Annotated in this window: 17 protein-coding genes; 9 read left to right on the top strand and 8 right to left on the bottom strand. The window is 58.8% G+C overall.

The genetic code is table 11. The annotated features are described in order from the left end of the window. The first annotated feature begins 293 nt into the window (after positions 1-293). The 5 genes from cadB to ACJ8J5_RS19955 all read left to right on the top strand — a co-directional run bounded on the left by cadB (position 294) and on the right by ACJ8J5_RS19955 (position 7,087). Complete coding sequence (gene cadB, locus ACJ8J5_RS19975) at positions 294-1,637, top strand: cadaverine/lysine antiporter (RefSeq protein WP_038878801.1); 1,344 nt, start codon at positions 294-296, stop codon at positions 1,635-1,637. Positions 1,638-1,732: 95 nt separating this feature from the next. Further along, positions 1,733-3,871 (top strand): lysine decarboxylase CadA, encoded by a 2,139-nt coding sequence (cadA, locus tag ACJ8J5_RS19970; RefSeq protein ID WP_043139919.1) that lies wholly within the window; start codon positions 1,733-1,735, stop codon positions 3,869-3,871. A 68-nt stretch (positions 3,872-3,939) separates the two neighbouring features. Continuing rightward, positions 3,940-5,385, top strand: coding sequence for a dipeptide permease DtpD (dtpD, locus tag ACJ8J5_RS19965; protein ID WP_147823297.1), 1,446 nt, complete (start codon positions 3,940-3,942; stop codon positions 5,383-5,385). A gap of 56 nt (positions 5,386-5,441) precedes the next feature. Next, a complete protein-coding gene (gene tilS / locus ACJ8J5_RS19960; RefSeq protein ID WP_414104919.1) occupies positions 5,442-6,773 on the top strand; it encodes a tRNA lysidine(34) synthetase TilS in 1,332 nt (443 codons plus the stop codon). Then, positions 6,773-7,087, top strand: a complete 315-nt coding sequence (locus ACJ8J5_RS19955; RefSeq protein WP_197832448.1) for a c-type cytochrome — start codon at positions 6,773-6,775, stop codon at positions 7,085-7,087. Before tilS ends, ACJ8J5_RS19955 begins: the two co-directional genes overlap by 1 nt. Before the next feature lie 50 nt (positions 7,088-7,137). Here ACJ8J5_RS19955 and rof read toward each other — a convergent pair whose 3' ends face one another. Continuing rightward, positions 7,138-7,401, bottom strand: a complete 264-nt coding sequence (gene rof / locus ACJ8J5_RS19950) for a Rho-binding antiterminator (RefSeq protein ID WP_004931991.1) — start codon at positions 7,399-7,401, stop codon at positions 7,138-7,140. Beyond that, positions 7,388-7,588 (bottom strand): YaeP family protein, encoded by a 201-nt coding sequence (locus ACJ8J5_RS19945; RefSeq protein ID WP_004931993.1) that lies wholly within the window; start codon positions 7,586-7,588, stop codon positions 7,388-7,390. The genes rof and ACJ8J5_RS19945 overlap by 14 nt, the downstream gene beginning before the upstream one ends. 213 nt (positions 7,589-7,801) lie before the next feature. Here ACJ8J5_RS19945 and ACJ8J5_RS19940 point away from each other — a divergent pair, with 213 nt between their 5' ends. From ACJ8J5_RS19940 to nlpE, 3 genes are read left to right on the top strand one after another with little or no spacing between them, the layout of a single operon-like run. Then, positions 7,802-8,350 carry a YaeQ family protein gene (locus tag ACJ8J5_RS19940; protein ID WP_025304016.1) on the top strand — a complete coding sequence of 183 codons (549 nt, stop codon included), beginning with the start codon at positions 7,802-7,804 and terminating at the stop codon, positions 8,348-8,350. 3 nt (positions 8,351-8,353) lie between these two features. Beyond that, positions 8,354-8,767 carry an alternative ribosome rescue aminoacyl-tRNA hydrolase ArfB gene (arfB, locus tag ACJ8J5_RS19935; protein WP_004931997.1) on the top strand — a complete coding sequence of 138 codons (414 nt, stop codon included), beginning with the start codon at positions 8,354-8,356 and terminating at the stop codon, positions 8,765-8,767. A gap of 29 nt (positions 8,768-8,796) precedes the next feature. Continuing rightward, entirely contained in the window at positions 8,797-9,480 is a 684-nt protein-coding gene (gene nlpE, locus ACJ8J5_RS19930; protein WP_261427041.1) for an envelope stress response activation lipoprotein NlpE, read from the top strand. Positions 9,481-9,540: 60 nt separating this feature from the next. Here the strand turns inward: nlpE and proS are convergent, their stop codons facing one another. The 6 genes from proS to metN all read right to left on the bottom strand — a co-directional run bounded on the left by proS (position 9,541) and on the right by metN (position 15,127). Continuing rightward, on the bottom strand, positions 9,541-11,259 hold the full coding sequence (gene proS, locus ACJ8J5_RS19925) for a proline--tRNA ligase (RefSeq protein WP_414104918.1): 1,719 nt from the start codon (positions 11,257-11,259) through the stop codon (positions 9,541-9,543). A 112-nt stretch (positions 11,260-11,371) separates the two neighbouring features. Next, positions 11,372-12,079 (bottom strand): tRNA (N6-threonylcarbamoyladenosine(37)-N6)-methyltransferase TrmO, encoded by a 708-nt coding sequence (gene tsaA, locus ACJ8J5_RS19920; protein WP_033644898.1) that lies wholly within the window; start codon positions 12,077-12,079, stop codon positions 11,372-11,374. After that, a complete protein-coding gene (rcsF, locus tag ACJ8J5_RS19915; protein WP_025304011.1) occupies positions 12,076-12,480 on the bottom strand; it encodes an Rcs stress response system protein RcsF in 405 nt (134 codons plus the stop codon). The genes tsaA and rcsF overlap by 4 nt, the downstream gene beginning before the upstream one ends. Positions 12,481-12,594: 114 nt before the next feature. Continuing rightward, on the bottom strand, positions 12,595-13,410 hold the full coding sequence (locus ACJ8J5_RS19910) for a MetQ/NlpA family lipoprotein (protein ID WP_025304010.1): 816 nt from the start codon (positions 13,408-13,410) through the stop codon (positions 12,595-12,597). Positions 13,411-13,449: 39 nt separating this feature from the next. Next, a complete protein-coding gene (locus tag ACJ8J5_RS19905; protein WP_414104917.1) occupies positions 13,450-14,103 on the bottom strand; it encodes a methionine ABC transporter permease MetI in 654 nt (217 codons plus the stop codon). Further along, a complete protein-coding gene (gene metN / locus ACJ8J5_RS19900; RefSeq protein WP_414104916.1) occupies positions 14,096-15,127 on the bottom strand; it encodes a methionine ABC transporter ATP-binding protein MetN in 1,032 nt (343 codons plus the stop codon). The genes ACJ8J5_RS19905 and metN overlap by 8 nt, the downstream gene beginning before the upstream one ends. A 188-nt stretch (positions 15,128-15,315) precedes the next feature. Between metN and gmhB the strand changes: the two genes are divergently transcribed. Next, positions 15,316-15,879 carry a D-glycero-beta-D-manno-heptose 1,7-bisphosphate 7-phosphatase gene (gene gmhB, locus ACJ8J5_RS19895; RefSeq protein ID WP_025304009.1) on the top strand — a complete coding sequence of 188 codons (564 nt, stop codon included), beginning with the start codon at positions 15,316-15,318 and terminating at the stop codon, positions 15,877-15,879. Positions 15,880-16,133: the final 254 nt, after the last annotated feature.

The following is a 16,133-nucleotide window of genomic DNA, read 5'->3' as shown; positions in this document are numbered from 1 at the left end:
TGTGTTATTTTGCTGCGTAATATTGTTCCTTTTCTGTCGTTTGTTATTCATTATTAACCTGGGCATCATTCTGTTTTTAAACGATGTTTATCTTTTCTTTAGCTTACCTTTTTATCTTGATGTGTTAATGAAAAACCTCAGGTTATCATTTGTATGATCATGAGCGTAATCTCACTTTATCTTTAGGACTTTATTCCCCCCGATGGTTAGCATCCTGACTATCAAGCCGGCTCATTAAAATCTTTTATTTATGGGTGTGGCTTATAAGAAACGTAAATCAGGAGAAACTGACCATGGCTTCACCCAAGAAAATAGGGCTTATTGCCTGCACCGGCGTCGTCGCCGGTAATATGATGGGGAGCGGGATTGCCTTATTGCCCGCCAACCTGGCGAGTCTCGGATCCATCGCCATTTGGGGGTGGGTGATCTCGATTATCGGGGCGATGTCGCTGGCCTATGTGTATGCCCGCCTCGCCACCAAAAACCCGCAGCAGGGCGGCCCTATCGCCTACGCGGGTGAAATTTCCCCGGCTTTCGGTTTCCAGACCGGCGTGCTTTATTACCATGCCAACTGGATCGGTAACCTGGCCATCGGCATTACCGCCGTTTCTTATCTCTCTACCTTCTTCCCGGCGCTGAACAACCCGGTACCTGCCGGCATCGCCTGTATCGCCATCGTGTGGGTCTTCACCTTCGTGAACATGCTGGGCGGAACCTGGGTCAGCCGTTTGACCACCCTGGGCCTGGTGCTGGTGCTGATCCCGGTGATCGTGACGGCCACCATCGGCTGGCACTGGTTTGACGTCGCTACCTATCAGGCTAACTGGAATACCTCCGGCACCACCGACAGCCATGCGGTCATCAAAAGTATCCTGCTGTGCCTGTGGGCGTTTATCGGCGTGGAATCCGCAGCGGTCAGCACCGGCATGGTGAAAAACCCGAAACGCACCGTGCCGCTGGCAACCATGCTCGGCACCGGCCTGGCTGGCATTATCTACATCGCTGCCACCCAGGTGATCAGCGGTATGTTCCCGGCGTCTGAAATGGCCGCCAGCGGCGCGCCGTTCGCCATCAGCGCCTCGGCGATCATGGGCAACTGGGCCGCACCGATGGTTTCCGCCTTCACCGCCTTCGCCTGCCTGACGTCACTGGGTTCGTGGATGATGCTGGTCGGTCAGGCCGGGGTACGTGCCGCCAACGACGGTAACTTCCCGAAAGTGTACGGCGAGCTGGATAAAAACGGCATTCCGAAGAAAGGCCTGCTGCTGGCCGGTTGCAAAATGACCGCGCTGATGGTGCTGATCACCTTGATGAGCTCCGCCGGCGGCAAAGCCTCCGACCTGTTCGGCGAACTGACCGGCATCGCGGTGCTGCTGACCATGCTGCCTTACTTCTACTCCTGCGTAGACCTGATCCGCTTCGAAGGGGTCAACGTGCGCAACCTGCTGAGCCTGATCGCTTCGGTGTGCGGCTGCGGCTTCTGCTTCATCGCGCTGATGGGCGCCAACTCATTCGAACTGTCCGGCACCTTTATCATCAGCCTGATTATCCTGATGTTCTACGCCCGGAAAATGAATACCCGCCAGGCTGCCAACGCAGCGGCGGTCGATGAAAACACCACGGCCAAAGCGCACTGATTCGCGTCCGCTGACCGACTGAATTTACCCAGCCCCTTTCTTTCCGACCTGTCAGCCGCGACGGGAAGGGGCTTGCTTTGCCAGGAGAAATGCATATGAACGTTATCGCCATCATGAATCACATGGGTGTCTACTTCAAAGAAGAGCCTATCCGTGAACTGCATCAGGCGCTGGAAAGTCTGGATTTCCGCATCGTTTACCCTAACGATCGCGAAGACCTGCTGAAACTGATCGAGAACAACGCCCGTCTGTGCGGGGTGATCTTCGACTGGGACAAATACAACCTGGAGCTGTGCGAAGAGATCAGCCAGCTGAACGAGTACATGCCGCTGTATGCGTTCGCCAACACCTATTCCACGCTGGACGTCAGCCTGAACGATCTGCGCATGCAGGTGCGCTTCTTCGAATATGCGCTCGGCGCGGCAACCGATATCGCCGCCAAGATCAAACAGAATACCGACGAGTATATCGACACCATCCTGCCGCCGTTGACCAAGGCGCTGTTCAAATACGTGCGCGAAGGCAAATACACCTTCTGTACGCCGGGCCACATGGGCGGCACCGCGTTCCAGAAAAGCCCGGTGGGCAGCCTGTTCTACGATTTCTTCGGCCCGAACACCATGAAGTCGGATATCTCGATTTCGGTGTCCGAGCTTGGGTCGCTGCTGGATCACTCCGGCCCGCACAAAGAGGCGGAAGAGTACATTTCCCGCGTGTTCAACGCCGAGCGCAGCTATATGGTGACCAACGGCACCTCCACCGCCAACAAGATCGTCGGCATGTATTCGGCGCCGGCGGGCAGCACGGTGCTGATTGACCGTAACTGCCACAAGTCGCTGACTCACCTGATGATGATGAGCGACATCACGCCGATCTACTTCCGCCCGACCCGCAACGCCTACGGCATCCTCGGCGGCATTCCGCAGAGCGAGTTCCAGCGCGCCACCATCGCCAAGCGCGTGAAGGAGACCCCGAACGCCACCTGGCCGGTACATGCGGTGATCACCAACTCCACCTATGACGGCCTGCTGTACAACACCGACTTTATCAAGAACACCCTGGACGTGAAGTCGATCCACTTCGATTCCGCCTGGGTGCCTTACACCAACTTCCACCCGATCTATAAAGGCAAGTGCGGTATGAGCGGCGGCCGCGTGGAGGGCAAGGTGATCTACGAAACCCAGTCCACCCACAAACTGCTGGCGGCCTTCTCGCAGGCTTCGATGATTCACGTGAAGGGCGATATCAACGAAGAAACCTTCAACGAAGCCTACATGATGCACACCACCACCTCGCCGCACTACGGCATCGTGGCGTCGACCGAAACCGCCGCGGCGATGATGAAAGGCAACGCCGGCAAGCGCCTGATCAACGGCTCTATCGAGCGCGCGATCAAGTTCCGCAAAGAGATCAAACGCCTGAAAGTCGAATCCGACGGCTGGTTCTTCGACGTCTGGCAGCCGGAGCATATCGATGAGCCGGAATGCTGGCCGCTGCGTTCCGACAGCGCCTGGCACGGCTTCAAGAACATCGATAACGAACACATGTATCTCGACCCGATCAAGGTCACCATACTGACCCCGGGGATGAGCAAGGAAGGCGAGATGCAGCCGTTCGGCATCCCGGCCAGCATCGTGGCGAAATACCTCGACGAACGCGGCATCATCGTCGAGAAAACCGGGCCCTACAACCTGCTGTTCCTGTTCAGCATCGGCATCGACAAAACCAAGGCGCTCAGCCTGCTGCGCGCGATGACCGACTTCAAACGCTCGTTCGACCTGAACCTGCGGGTGAAAAACATGTTGCCTTCGCTGTATCACGAAGCGCCTGATTTCTATGAAAACATGCGCATTCAGGATCTGGCGCAGAACATTCACCGCCTGGTGGAGCAACACAACCTGCCGGACCTGATGTACCGTGCGTTCGAAGTGCTGCCAACCATGGTGATGAATCCGTACCAGGCGTTCCAGAAAGAGCTGCACGGCGAAGTGGAAGAGGTCTATCTGGAAGAGATGGTCGGCAAGGTCAACGCCAATATGATCCTCCCATACCCACCGGGCGTGCCGCTGGTGATGCCGGGCGAAATGCTGACCGAGGAGAGCCGGCCGGTGCTGGAGTTCCTGCAGATGCTGTGCGAAATCGGCGCGCATTATCCGGGCTTTGAAACCGACATTCACGGCGCCTATCGTCAGGCGGACGGACGTTATCGGGTGAAAGTGCTGAAGGCGAAATAACCGCAGCCAATAAGAGGGGAGGCGCTCGCGCTTCCCCTTTGCCGTTCACCGACTGATGGGAGACCACCATGAAAACACCCTCACAGCCGCGCGCAATCTACTATGTCGTAGCGATACAAATTTGGGAATATTTCAGCTTTTACGGCATGCGTGCGTTACTGATCCTCTATCTGACCCACCAACTCGGCTATACCGACAGCCACGCCATCGATCTCTACAGCGCCTACGCTTCGTTAGTTTACGTCACTCCTATTCTGGGCGGCTGGCTCGCCGACCGCCTGCTGGGCAATCGCGTTGCGGTGATCGCCGGTGCGGCGCTGATGACCCTGGGGCATATCGTGCTCGGCCTGAGTGCAGTCTCCGCCCAGTCGCTCTATCTGGCGCTGGCGATCATCATCTGCGGCTACGGCCTGTTCAAATCCAATATCAGCTGCCTGCTGGGCGAACTGTATCCGGCGCAGGACTCGCGCCGCGAAGGGGGCTTCTCGCTGCTGTACGCCGCCGGCAACGTCGGATCTATTTTGGCGCCGATCGCCTGCGGGTTGGCGGCCGAGCGCTATGGCTGGCACGTCGGCTTTGCGTTGGCCGGGATTGGCATGTTCGCCGGTCTGGTGATTTTCCTGCTTGGCGGGCGTCACTTCCGCCACACGCGCGGCGTGAATGCACCGCTGATGCGCGCCAGGAGTCTGGGCTTGCCGCACTGGGGATGGCTGCTGGCGGCGCTGCTGGCGTCGCCGCTGTTCTTCACGCTGCTGTTTGAACGTGGCTGGGCCGGCTATTTGCTCGGGTTGGTGTGCGTGGCGGCGGTGGTGCTGGTGGCACGCATTATGCTGCGCGCGGACACCGGCCAGCGCCGGGGGCTGTGGCAGATCGTTGTGCTGATGCTGCTAGGCACGCTGTTCTGGGCCTTTGCCCAGCAGGGCGGCAGCTCCATCAGCCTGTTTATCGATCATTTCGTTGACCGGCGCTGGTTCGGCTGGACGGTGCCGACCGCCTTGTTCCAGTCGGTTAACGCCTGTGCGGTGATGCTGGGCGGCGTGGCGCTGGCCTGGCTGGCGAGTGGCGATGGCGATCGCACGCTGCGCATCTGGTGTAAGTTCGCCTTCGGTTTGCTGTTGATCGGCGTCGGCTTTACGCTGATGGCGCTTAATACCCGGCTGCACGGGCCGGGATCGATGGGGCTGATGATCGCCGGTCTGGCGGTAATGGGCTTTGCCGAACTGTTTATCGATCCGGTGGCGATGGCGCAGATCACCCGGCTGAATATCCCCGGCGCCACCGGCGTGTTGACCGGTATCTATATGCTGGCGACCGGTTCGATCGCCAACTACCTGGCGGGCATCATCGCCAATCAGACCGCCGAAGACCACATCGAAGGGGCGGCGATGCAGGCGTATGGCCGCATTTTCGCCCAGATCGGCTGGGGAGCGGCCGGATGTGCGCTGGCGGTGATCGCGGTGCTGGGCGGCTGGTGGCTGCTGACGCGACGCCAGGCCCGGACGGTTAATGCTTGATTGATGGCGGTAGGCGGGGTTAACGTGCAGCTATGTAGAAGTGACAAAGCCTACCGATGGATACTGATCAATTAACGACGCAGGTGGCGGACCAGCTGGGCGCGCAGCAGCGGCTGCTGGTGGCGTTCAGCGGCGGCCTGGATTCCAGCGTGCTGCTGCATCTGCTGGCGGCGTTGCGCCGCCAACGTCCGGCGCTGCAGCTGCGTGCGCTGCACGTGCATCATGGCCTGAGCGCCTTTGCCGACCGTTGGGTTGAGCATTGCCGCAGCCGGTGTGCCGACTGGCAGATCCCGTTGACGGTGACGCATGTGCAGGTGGACGCCCGCCAGGGCGGCATCGAAGCGGCGGCGCGTGCGGCGCGCTATGCCGCCTTCAGCGCCGCCCTCACGGAGGGCGAAGCGCTGCTCACCGCGCAACACCTCGACGATCAAAGCGAAACCTTCCTGCTGGCGCTCAAGCGCGGCAGCGGGCCGGCGGGGCTGTCGGCGATGGCGGCGCGCGCGACGCTGGGCGAGCACCTGCTGTTGCGGCCGCTGTTGGGCTGTTCGCGTCAGACGCTGGAAAGCTACGCGCAACGCCACGCCTTAACCTGGATAGATGACGACAGCAATCAGGACACGCGCTTCGATCGCAATTTCCTGCGGTTGCAGGTGTTGCCGCAGCTCAACCAGCGCTGGCCGCACTTCGCCTCGGCGGTAGCGCGCAGCGCCGGCCTGTGCGCCGAGCAGGAGCAACTGCTGGACGAACTGTTGGCAGAACCGCTGCAAAGCCTGTTGGCGGCGGATCGCTCATTGGCGATTGACGGCCTGACCGACTGTTCGCCGGTGCGGCGCTTCGCCTTGCTGCGGCGCTGGATCGCATTGTTTAACGTCACCATGCCGGCGCGTGAGCAGCTTCAGCGTCTGTGGGATGAGGTGGCGCTCAGCCGGGAAGATGCCGAACCGCAGCTGCAGCTCGGCGCCTATCAGATTCGCCGTTTCCGCGGCCGATTGCACCTGTTGCCGCCGCTGGCGGCGCTGCGCGATGTGCATCTGCCCTGGCAGCCTGACCAGCCGCTGACGTTGCCGGACGGGCTGGGGCAGTTGGTTGCCGGTGAGGGCGATCTGGCGCTGCGCGCACCGCAGCCATCGCAGCAGATTAGCATTCGTTTCGGCGGCGTGCAGGGCGCGGTGCGCATCGTGGGGCGCGTCCATTCGCGGCCGATAAAAAAACTGTGGCAGGAGCTGGGTATTCCTCCCTGGCAGCGTGAACGCATCCCGTTGATTTATTATGATGAGCAGCTGATCGCCGCGCTGGGCGTATTCGTCTGTGAGGCGGGGCAGGTGCCGGAAGGCGAACGCCCGTGGCGGCTGCGCTGGGAAAAAAATCATAATCGTGAGGAGCAATGATGAAGTTTGTGGAAATCGCGCTGTTGGCTGCCGGCCTGTTCAGCCTGCCGGCGTTGGCGGCGGGAGATGCGGCGGCCGGCCAGGCCAAAGCCGCCGCCTGTGCGGCCTGCCACGGCGCGAAGGGCAAGGTGACGGTGCCGATGTACCCGAATCTGGCCGGGCAGAACGCCATGTACCTGCAGCACGCGTTGCAGGCGTATAAGAAAGGGGAACGCAACGGCGGCCAGGCCGAGGTGATGAAGGCCTACGTGTCGGGGCTGTCGGATGACGATATCGCCGATCTGGCGGCCTATTACGCCAGCCTGAAGCCCTAAATGACGAGGGCAGCCGTTGGGCTGCCCTGTTGGGATGGGGTTACCGCTGCTCAGTCCGACAGGCTGACGACCACGGTACCGATTTCCGGATGACTGAAACTGCTGATATGGTCCAGACGCAGGTCGCGCTGCTGGCCGTTCTGTTCGATGGTCAGATACTCAACGCGTTTCTTTTGCAGCAGGTCGATCGCCTTGGCCTCGATCACTTCTCCGTCGCGTAACTCCAGCTTCAGAATAAGTTTATGCTGACAGGCGAGTTCCAGGTTGTCGTAGTCATCGCAATTGATGGGTTGGTACTCATCATTCATCAACATAGTCGCTCACCAATAAGTTAGCGGCGGCAAAGGCCGCCTGTTCCCTAACGGAGGACGGTAGCGCATCGTTCGCTGCGACATCGTCCAATGCCTTTAACGCACAAGCCAGCGCATCAGGCACGTAGCCAAGATCTCCACTGCCAATCTCGGCGTAAGTACGGCGTACTAACTCACAGTATTGTTGCACAGTTTCCTCCCTTAAGAACCTCTGCATCATCAAGACTACTATCGCGATGAGGCGCAGGCTCTCGGAGTTTTATCCTATCCTAGACGACTATAGCACAGCTGTTATGGAGTTATCAGCACCCCGGCACGCCTTTCGCACTGCCGTGGCCTGGCCGCGCTGGCGGGGTTTGGCCCTGATCAAGTACACTGTCGCCGGATAATAACGAGGTCACCCATGGCGCTGAAAGCAACCATTTATAAAGCCGCGGTCAATATTGCTGATATGGATCGTCACTTCTACCACGACGCCACGCTGACGCTGGCGCAACACCCGTCCGAAAATGAGCAGCGCATGATGCTGCGCCTGTTGGCCTGGATCTGTCATGCCGACGAGCGGTTGGTGTTCACCAAAGGGCTGAGCGCCGACGACGAGCCGGAGATCTGGCAGCGCAACGACCACAACGGGCTGGAAATGTGGATCGAGATGGGATTACCCGACGAAAAACGCATCCGCAAGGCCTGCAACCAGTCGCCGCGCGTGGTGTTGTACGCTTACGGCGAGCGCGCTGCGCACGTGTGGTGGCAGGGAATGCAGGGTAAGGTGGCCGGCTACAAGAACCTGAGCGTGCGTTTCCTTGACGACGAGCAGTTGGCGCGCCTGACGGCATTGGCCAGCCGCACCATGACGCTGCAGGCAACGCTGCAGGAGGGAACTATTTGGCTGTCCGATGCTCAGAATAGTCTGGAAATCCAGTTTGCCGAGTGGCAGCAGGCACAGGTGTAACCGGTGCTGGAACTGTCAAGAAACGTAGCCATACCGGATAATGAACTGGAATTGACGGCGATCCGCGCACAGGGCGCGGGCGGCCAGCACGTGAACAAAACCTCAACGGCGATCCATTTGCGCTTTGACATCCGGGCATCCAGCCTGCCAGAGTATTATAAGGAAAGGCTGCTGGCGCTGAATCATCATCTCATTACCGCTGATGGCGTAGTGATTATCAAGGCGCAAGAGTATCGCAGTCAGGAATTGAATCGCGAAGCGGCGTTGGCCCGGCTGGTCGCGCTGATTCAGCAGGCGATGGTGGTGGAAAAAACGCGCAAGGCGACCAAGCCGACGAAAGGAGCGAAACTGCGTCGCCTGGAAGGCAAGACGCGTAAAGGCGCCACCAAGGCGCTGCGTGGCAAGGTTCGCACTTAGGAATACATGAACACAGTAGGAGAATAACTGTGAAGAAAATTACGATAGCCCTGTTCTTGGCGGCAGGCGCACTCTCGTTGTTGGGATGCAACAATCATTATCAGCCGAAGGAACAACCGCTGCAGGCGATGCCGCAGAGTTATCAAGGATTGTTGCCTTGCGCCGATTGCGGCGGTCTGGACACGGCGCTGTTCCTGGATGAGGACGGCACCTTTGTGCTGCAGGAAACCTACCGCGGCACCAAAGACGGCGATCAGACATTTGCCGACTACGGCAAATGGGCGCGCACTGCGGATAAGCTGGTGCTGACCGACAGCACCGGTGAAAAACGCTACTTCCGCCCGGTGGGCAAGAGCCTGGAGATGCTGGATCGCAGCGGCGCGCCGATCGCCTCCAAGCTGAACTATCGCCTGGAGCCGATTGAAAAACCGTTGCCTAAAACCCCGATGGTGATGAAAGGCAGCTACAGCTATATGGCTGACGCGGCGGTGTTCAAAGATTGTGCCACGGGCATCACGTTCCCGGTGGATAACAACATCGCGCTGGAGCAAGGTTACGCCAAAGCCAACAAAAATGCCGGCGAGCCGGTGTTCCTGACCTTCAATGCGCACTTCAGCGTGCAGCCATCGATGGAAGAAGGGCAGATAGAGAAGGCGGTGGTGCCGGACGGCAAAATCGCGTTCGACCGCAGCAAGAACTGCAGCAGTAAGTAAGCGTTTTCGGACATAAAAAAACCCGCCTAGGCGGGTTTTTTATTTTCTGGCGTTCGTCGCTTAGCGTTTGATCTGGCCCAGCAGGAAATCAACGATTTCGCCGGTTTTAATCATTTGCTTCTCGCCGACGCGGCGGTTCTTATACTCGATCTCTTCGTTGTCGAGGTTACGGTCACCGATGACGATAGAGTGCGGCACGCCGATCAGCTCCATATCCGCGAACATCACGCCCGGACGCTCTTTGCGGTCATCGAGGATCACATCGATGCCGTGGGCGCGCAGGGTGTTGTACAGCTCTTCAGCGAGCGCCTGCACGCGGAACGACTTGTGCATGTTCATCGGCAGAATAGCGACCTGGAACGGCGCGATAGCGTCCGGCCAGATGATGCCGCGTTCGTCGTGGTTCTGCTCGATGGCGGCGGCCACAACGCGCGTGACCCCGATGCCGTAGCAACCCATGGTCAGTACCTGGTTACGGCCATCTTCGCCTTGCACGGTCGCTTTCATCGCTTCCGAATACTTGGTGCCGAGCTGGAAGATATGGCCCACTTCGATGCCACGTTTGATCAGCAGCGTACCCTGACCGTCCGGGCTGGCGTCGCCTTCCACCACGTTACGGATATCGGCCACCTGCGGCAGCGGCAGATCGCGCTCCCAGTTGATGCCGAAGTAGTGTTTGCCGTCAACGTTGGCGCCGGCGCCAAAGTCGCTCATCGCCGCCACGCTGCGGTCAGCTACCACCGGCATCGGCAGGTTGACCGGGCCGAGTGAACCCGGGCCGGCACCGACGATGGCGCGAATTTCTTCTTCGGTGGCGAAGGTCAGCGGCGTGGCAACCTGCGCCAGCTTCTCTGCCTTGACTTCGTTCAGCTCGTGATCGCCGCGCACCAGCAGAGCGACCAGCTTGTGGCCGCTCTCTTCGGTGGCGCGTACCATCAGCGTCTTCACGGCTTTTTCCACTGGCAGCGCGAATTGCTCGACCAGCTCGGCGATGGTTTTTGCGTTCGGGGTATCTACCAGGCGCAGCGCTTCGCTGGCCGCCGCGCGCGGAGCCGCCGGCGCGACCGCTTCCGCCAGCTCGATGTTGGCGGCGAAGTCGGAACCGGTGGAGAACACGATATCGTCTTCACCGCTGTCTGCCAGCACCTGGAATTCGTGCGACGCACTGCCGCCGATCGAGCCGGTATCGGCCTGCACCGGGCGGAAATCCAGGCCCATGCGGCTGAAGATTTTGCTGTACGCTTCGTACATCGCGTCGTAAGTCTCCTGCAGAGACTCCTGCGAGGTATGGAAGGAGTAGGCATCCTTCATCAGGAACTCACGGGAACGCATCACGCCGAAACGTGGGCGCACTTCATCACGGAACTTGGTCTGGATCTGGAAGAAGTTCAGCGGCAGCTGCTTGTACGAGCTGATCTCGTTGCGGATCAGATCGGTAATCACTTCTTCATGCGTCGGGCCCAGCACGAAAGGACGGTCACCGCGGTCGACGAAGCGCAGCAGCTCGGGGCCGTATTGCTCCCAACGGCCGCTTTCCTGCCACAGGTCGGCAGGCTGAACCACCGGCATGGACACTTCGATCGCATTAGCATTGTTCATTTCTTCGCGAACGATGTTTTCAACCTTCTTCAGAACGCGCAGGCCGGTCGGCAGCCAGGTGTAAAGACCGGAGGCCAGCTTGCGGATCATCCCGGCGCGCAGCATCAGCTGGTGGCTGATCACTTCGGCGTCGGCAGGTGTCTCCTTCAGAGTGGAGAGCAGATATTGGCTAGTACGCATGGTGTTTTGGTTCCGTTAGAACTGCAAATTGCATCGGGCTGCCAGAGTGGCGGCCAAAAAGTGATTTAGTTTACCAGCGCGAGCGGGTCGCCAAAAGAGAGGCGGCGGAATTTTAACGCGGGTCGAGCGACAGCACTTCGGTGTGGCCGTCCACGACGCGCCAGCGCACGTTGAAATCCAGCAGCCAGACGGCGTAATCCCGTTCGACGTCCTCTCCTTTACGATAGGCGGGACGGGGGTCCTGTGCCAGCACCTGGCTGATAAAACGCCTTAATTGCGGGTAGCGCGCCTGATGTTGCTGCAGCTGCTGTTCCGCCTGCGGCGCGAAACGCACCGGCATATCGCCGGCGGGCGCGGCCTGGGCAAAGCCAGCGCGGGCCTGCGGTTGGCTCTCGGCGAACGGCAGATAAGGCTTGATGTCCACCACCGGGGTACCGTCGACCAGATCGAGGCTGCCCAGTTCCAGCGCCACTTCCCCGTTTTTCACCCGTACGCCTTTGAGCTCAATGAGCGACATGCCGAGCGGGTTGGGGCGGAAGGTGGAGCGGGTGGCGAACACGCCCATGCGGGCATTGCCGCCTAAACGCGGTGGGCGTACCGTCGGGCGCCAGCCGCCTTCCATGGTTTGATGGAAAATGAACATCACCCACAGATGGCTGAAATCGCTGAGACCGCGAACCGCTTCCGCCTGGTTGTAGGGCGGTAGCAACAGCAGTTCGCCGCCACCGTCTTCGACCAGCCCAGGTTGGCGGGGCACGGCGAATTTCTCTTTATACGGCGAGCGGATCACGCCGATCTGCTCGAAAACGAATTCGGTCATTTGGACGAGACGTTAAGCGCCGAGCCCTGGCAGACGGCCTGCTGATAACAACCGGCGACGCCGCTGACAATCTGGCAGTCGTGCAGCAGCACGGCGTTGGCCTTCATGTAAGACGCGCGGATTTGCATGCGTTTACGGGCGGTAGCCAGATTCGGTGGGGAGTCTTGTACGGTGGTTTGGCACGATTCGCCGGACACTTCACCCAGATCGCGGAACGGTTTACCCACGAGTTCTTCTGCACTTTTATACAGTTTTACCGGAGCGGGGCGGGCGGCCGGCGTGGTCTTGGCCGGGGCGGTCGTGGTCGGCTTGCTGGTGCTGTTTGTTGAGGATGGCGCGATACGTTGCGATGAACATCCGGCCAGCGCGAGCGCTAACAAACAGAGAGGTAAAACACGCATTGAGATTCCTCTGCCTTAATGAAAGTGGCGCTATTGAAGCAATCTATGGCGGAAATAACAAGACGGGCCTTGGCCCGTCTTGCAATTATAGGAATAAAATTGGTGAATAAGCGCTTACCAGCCTTTCACCGCACCGCCGTTGAAGATTTTGTTGGCGGCGGCGTCAACTTCGTCAGACTGATAGGCCTGCACGAATTTCTTCACGTTTTCCGCATCTTTGTTATCTTCGCGCGCAACCAGCAGGTTGACGTAAGGCGAGTCTTTATCTTCCACGAACAGACCGTCTTTCGCCGGCGTCAGGCCGATCTGGCTGGCGTAGGTGGTATTGATCACCGCCAGCGCGATCTGCTGATCGTCCAGAGAACGTGGCAGCTGAGGCGCTTCCAGCTCAACCAGCTTCAGGTTTTTCGGGTTCTCGGTCACGTCCAGCACGGTCGGCAGCAGGCCAACGCCGTCTTTCAGTTTGATCAGGCCGACTTTCTGCAGCAGCAGCAGCGAGCGGCCCAGGTTGGTCGGATCGTTAGGCAGTGCGATCTGAGAACCTTCTTTCAGCTCGTCCAGCGATTTGATTTTCTTGGAGTAACCGGCGATCGGGTAAACAAAGGTGCTGCCGACCGGCACCAGCTTGTAGCCGCGATCTTTGATCTGCTGATCCAGATAAGGCTTGTGCTGGAAGGCGTTCAGATCGATATCGCCTTTGCTCAGCGCTTCGTTTGGCAGCACGTAATCGTTGAAGGTGACCAGCTCGACGTCCAGACCGTATTTCTCTTTCGCCACTTTCTGCGCCACTTCAGCCACTTGCTGCTCTGCGCCGACGATCACGCCGACCTTGATGTGGTTTGGATTCTTTTCATCCTGGCCACAGCCCGCCAGAGCCAGAGTGCCGATCAGTGCGCCAATTGTCGCGATGGATTTAAATGTTAACGACATATCCCTTCCTCATTAGACTCGCATTAATATGCTGTGAAACTATTTATGGGTAACGGCTTTGACGATGCGATCGCCGCAGAATTGGATCAGATAAACCAAAACTACCAGTAATACTAATACGGTATTCATAACTGTGGCGTTATAACCGATATAACCGTATTGGTAACCGATTTGGCCCAGACCGCCGGCACCGACCGCGCCGCCCATGGCGGAGTAACCCACCAGGGTGATTAGGGTGATGGTCGCGGCGTTGACCAGGCCCGGTAGGGCTTCCGGCAGCAACACTTTCTTGATGATCTGCATCGGCGTGGCGCCCATGGCGCGCGCCGCTTCCACCAGACCGGACGGGATCTCCAGCAGGGCGTTTTCCACCATGCGCGCGATGAACGGCGCGGCGCCCACGGTCAACGGCACGATGGCCGCCTGAAGACCGATCGAGGTACCGACGATCATGCGGGTAAAAGGAATCATCCAAACCAACAGGATAATGAACGGGATGGAACGGAAGATGTTCACCAGCCCGGACAGGATCTTATACAGCGAATTGTTGGCGATGATCTGCCCCGGGCGGGTCACATACAGCAGCACGCCTACCGGCAGGCCGAGCACGAAACCGAAGAAGCCGGAGACAAAGGCCATCATGACGGTTTCCCACACGCCACGCGCCATCAACCACATCATTGCCTCAGACATAACCCAGAACCTCTACTTTTACCTGATTTTCTTGCAGGAACTTAATCGTCGCCAGCGCGTCTTCGTCGCTGCCGTGCAGCTCCGCCAGCATCACGCCGAATTTCACGCCGCCGGCATAATCCATCTGGGCGCTGATAATGTTGTTGTTCACGTTGAAGCGGCGAGCGGCTTCAGACAGCAGCGGCGCATCGACCGACTGGCCGGTGAATTCCAGGCGCAGCAGCGGCTGACGGTCGCCCTGGCGCTCCGGCGACAGGCGCGCGGCGTAGTCGTCCGGAATATCCAGATGCAGCGTGGACTGAATGAACTGTTGGGCCAGCGGGGTTTTCGGGTGTGAGAACACTTCGCTGACGCTGTCTTTTTCGATCAACTGCCCCTGGCTGATGACCGCGACCTGGTCGCAGATGCGTTTCACCACGTCCATTTCATGGGTGATGAGCAGAATGGTCAGGCCCAGACGGCGGTTGATGTCTTTCAGCAGTTCCAGGATGGAACGGGTGGTGGCCGGATCCAGCGCGCTGGTGGCTTCGTCGCACAGCAGCACTTTGGGGTTACTGGCCAGCGCGCGCGCGATCGCCACGCGCTGTTTCTGGCCGCCGGACAGGTTGGCCGGATAGGCGTCGTGTTTGTCCGCCAGGCCGACCAGCTCCAGCAGTTCGGTCACGCGCTTTTTGATCTCGGCGCGCGGCGTATTGTCCAGCTCCAGCGGCAGCGCGACGTTGCCGAACACCGTGCGGGAAGAGAGCAGGTTGAAGTGCTGGAAGATCATGCCGATTTGGCGACGGGCGCGCGTCAGTTCGCTTTCCGACAGCGAAGTCAGATCCTGACCGTCGACCAGGATCTGGCCGGACGTAGGGCGCTCAAGCATGTTGGCGCAGCGAATCAGCGTGCTTTTACCGGCGCCGGAAGACCCGATAACGCCATAGATTTGCCCGGCAGGGACGTGAAGGGTCACGTCAGAGAGCGCGGTAATGGTGCGCGAACCCTGCTGGAACACTTTAGTGATGTTAGAAAGTTTAATCATATTCTTCTTATTTTAGCGTGGTTGCCCGTGGCTAGATAAAAGTAAACCTCGGCGTGGAACCAAGGTATGGATCAGATGTTAAGGCGTCTAGACGTCTAAGTCAACGGCCAGCGACGTTCTCCGGCGTTCTCAGTGCGGGGTAAAACATGCGATACTGTCAGCGTATTCAGCCCCTCAGGAGCAAAGCGGTGACACAAAGCGTTCCAGCAATTTTTCTCGATCGTGACGGTACGATTAATGTTGACCATGGTTATGTCCATGAAATCGACAATTTCCACTTTATTGACGGCGTGATTGACGCCTGTCGCGAACTTAAAAAGATGGGCTTCGCGTTGGTGATGGTGACCAACCAGTCCGGCATTGCGCGCGGCAAGTTCAGCGAAGACCAGTTTATGTACCTGACCGAGTGGATGGACTGGTCGCTGGCCGATCGCGATGTCGACTTCGACGGCATCTATTTCTGCCCGCATCATCCGGAGGCGGCAGTAGAGGAGTATCGTCAGGTGTGCGACTGCCGTAAACCGCAGCCGGGCATGCTGTTGCAAGCACAGCAGGAATTGAACATCGATATGGCCGCTTCTTATATGGTGGGGGATAAACCGGAAGACATGCAGGCGGCGATCGCGGCCGGCGTCGGCACCAAGGTGCTGGTGCGTACCGGCAAGCCGGTGACGGAGCAGGGCGAAAAGCTGGCCGATTGGGTGCTAAATAGCCTGGCGGACCTGCCTGCAGCCATCAAAAAGCGGGTTTAATAGGCGTTACGAATGAATAGTGAGCGGTCAGATAAAAAATGCATATTAACGCTTGTCATTCTGAACCGGCTCCCTATAATGCGCCTCCATCGACACGGAACATGTGAACAACTTCACAGAGTCTCCGGGGGTCGCAGAGAAAAAATCCTGAAAATTAGGGTTGACTCTGAAAGAGGAAAGCGTAATATACGCCACCTCGAGTTAGCAAGCGAAAGCGCCTAACTCACTGCTCTTTAACAATTTATCAGACAATC

Source organism: Serratia sp. CY43202 (genome assembly GCF_052168755.1).
GTDB lineage: Bacteria > Pseudomonadota > Gammaproteobacteria > Enterobacterales > Enterobacteriaceae > Serratia > Serratia bockelmannii.
The sequence above is the reverse complement of the archived record's forward strand: the minus strand, read 5'-3'. Positions and strand labels throughout refer to the sequence as shown.

Excerpts from the sequence above, each read along its gene's own strand:
- metN (WP_414104916.1), bottom strand. The coding sequence starts at position 15,127 with ATGATTAAACTTTCTAACATCACTAAAGTGTTCCAGCAGGGTTCGCGC.
- ACJ8J5_RS19940 (WP_025304016.1), top strand. The coding sequence starts at position 7,802 with ATGGCGCTGAAAGCAACCATTTATAAAGCCGCGGTCAATATTGCTGAT.
- cadB (WP_038878801.1), top strand. The coding sequence starts at position 294 with ATGGCTTCACCCAAGAAAATAGGGCTTATTGCCTGCACCGGCGTCGTC.
- ACJ8J5_RS19910 (WP_025304010.1), bottom strand. The coding sequence starts at position 13,410 with ATGTCGTTAACATTTAAATCCATCGCGACAATTGGCGCACTGATCGGC.
- rcsF (WP_025304011.1), bottom strand. The coding sequence starts at position 12,480 with ATGCGTGTTTTACCTCTCTGTTTGTTAGCGCTCGCGCTGGCCGGATGT.
- proS (WP_414104918.1), bottom strand. The coding sequence starts at position 11,259 with ATGCGTACTAGCCAATATCTGCTCTCCACTCTGAAGGAGACACCTGCC.
- cadA (WP_043139919.1), top strand. The coding sequence starts at position 1,733 with ATGAACGTTATCGCCATCATGAATCACATGGGTGTCTACTTCAAAGAA.
- rof (WP_004931991.1), bottom strand. The coding sequence starts at position 7,401 with ATGTTGATGAATGATGAGTACCAACCCATCAATTGCGATGACTACGAC.
- dtpD (WP_147823297.1), top strand. The coding sequence starts at position 3,940 with ATGAAAACACCCTCACAGCCGCGCGCAATCTACTATGTCGTAGCGATA.
- ACJ8J5_RS19955 (WP_197832448.1), top strand. The coding sequence starts at position 6,773 with ATGAAGTTTGTGGAAATCGCGCTGTTGGCTGCCGGCCTGTTCAGCCTG.
- ACJ8J5_RS19905 (WP_414104917.1), bottom strand. The coding sequence starts at position 14,103 with ATGTCTGAGGCAATGATGTGGTTGATGGCGCGTGGCGTGTGGGAAACC.
- tilS (WP_414104919.1), top strand. The coding sequence starts at position 5,442 with ATGGATACTGATCAATTAACGACGCAGGTGGCGGACCAGCTGGGCGCG.
- tsaA (WP_033644898.1), bottom strand. The coding sequence starts at position 12,079 with ATGACCGAATTCGTTTTCGAGCAGATCGGCGTGATCCGCTCGCCGTAT.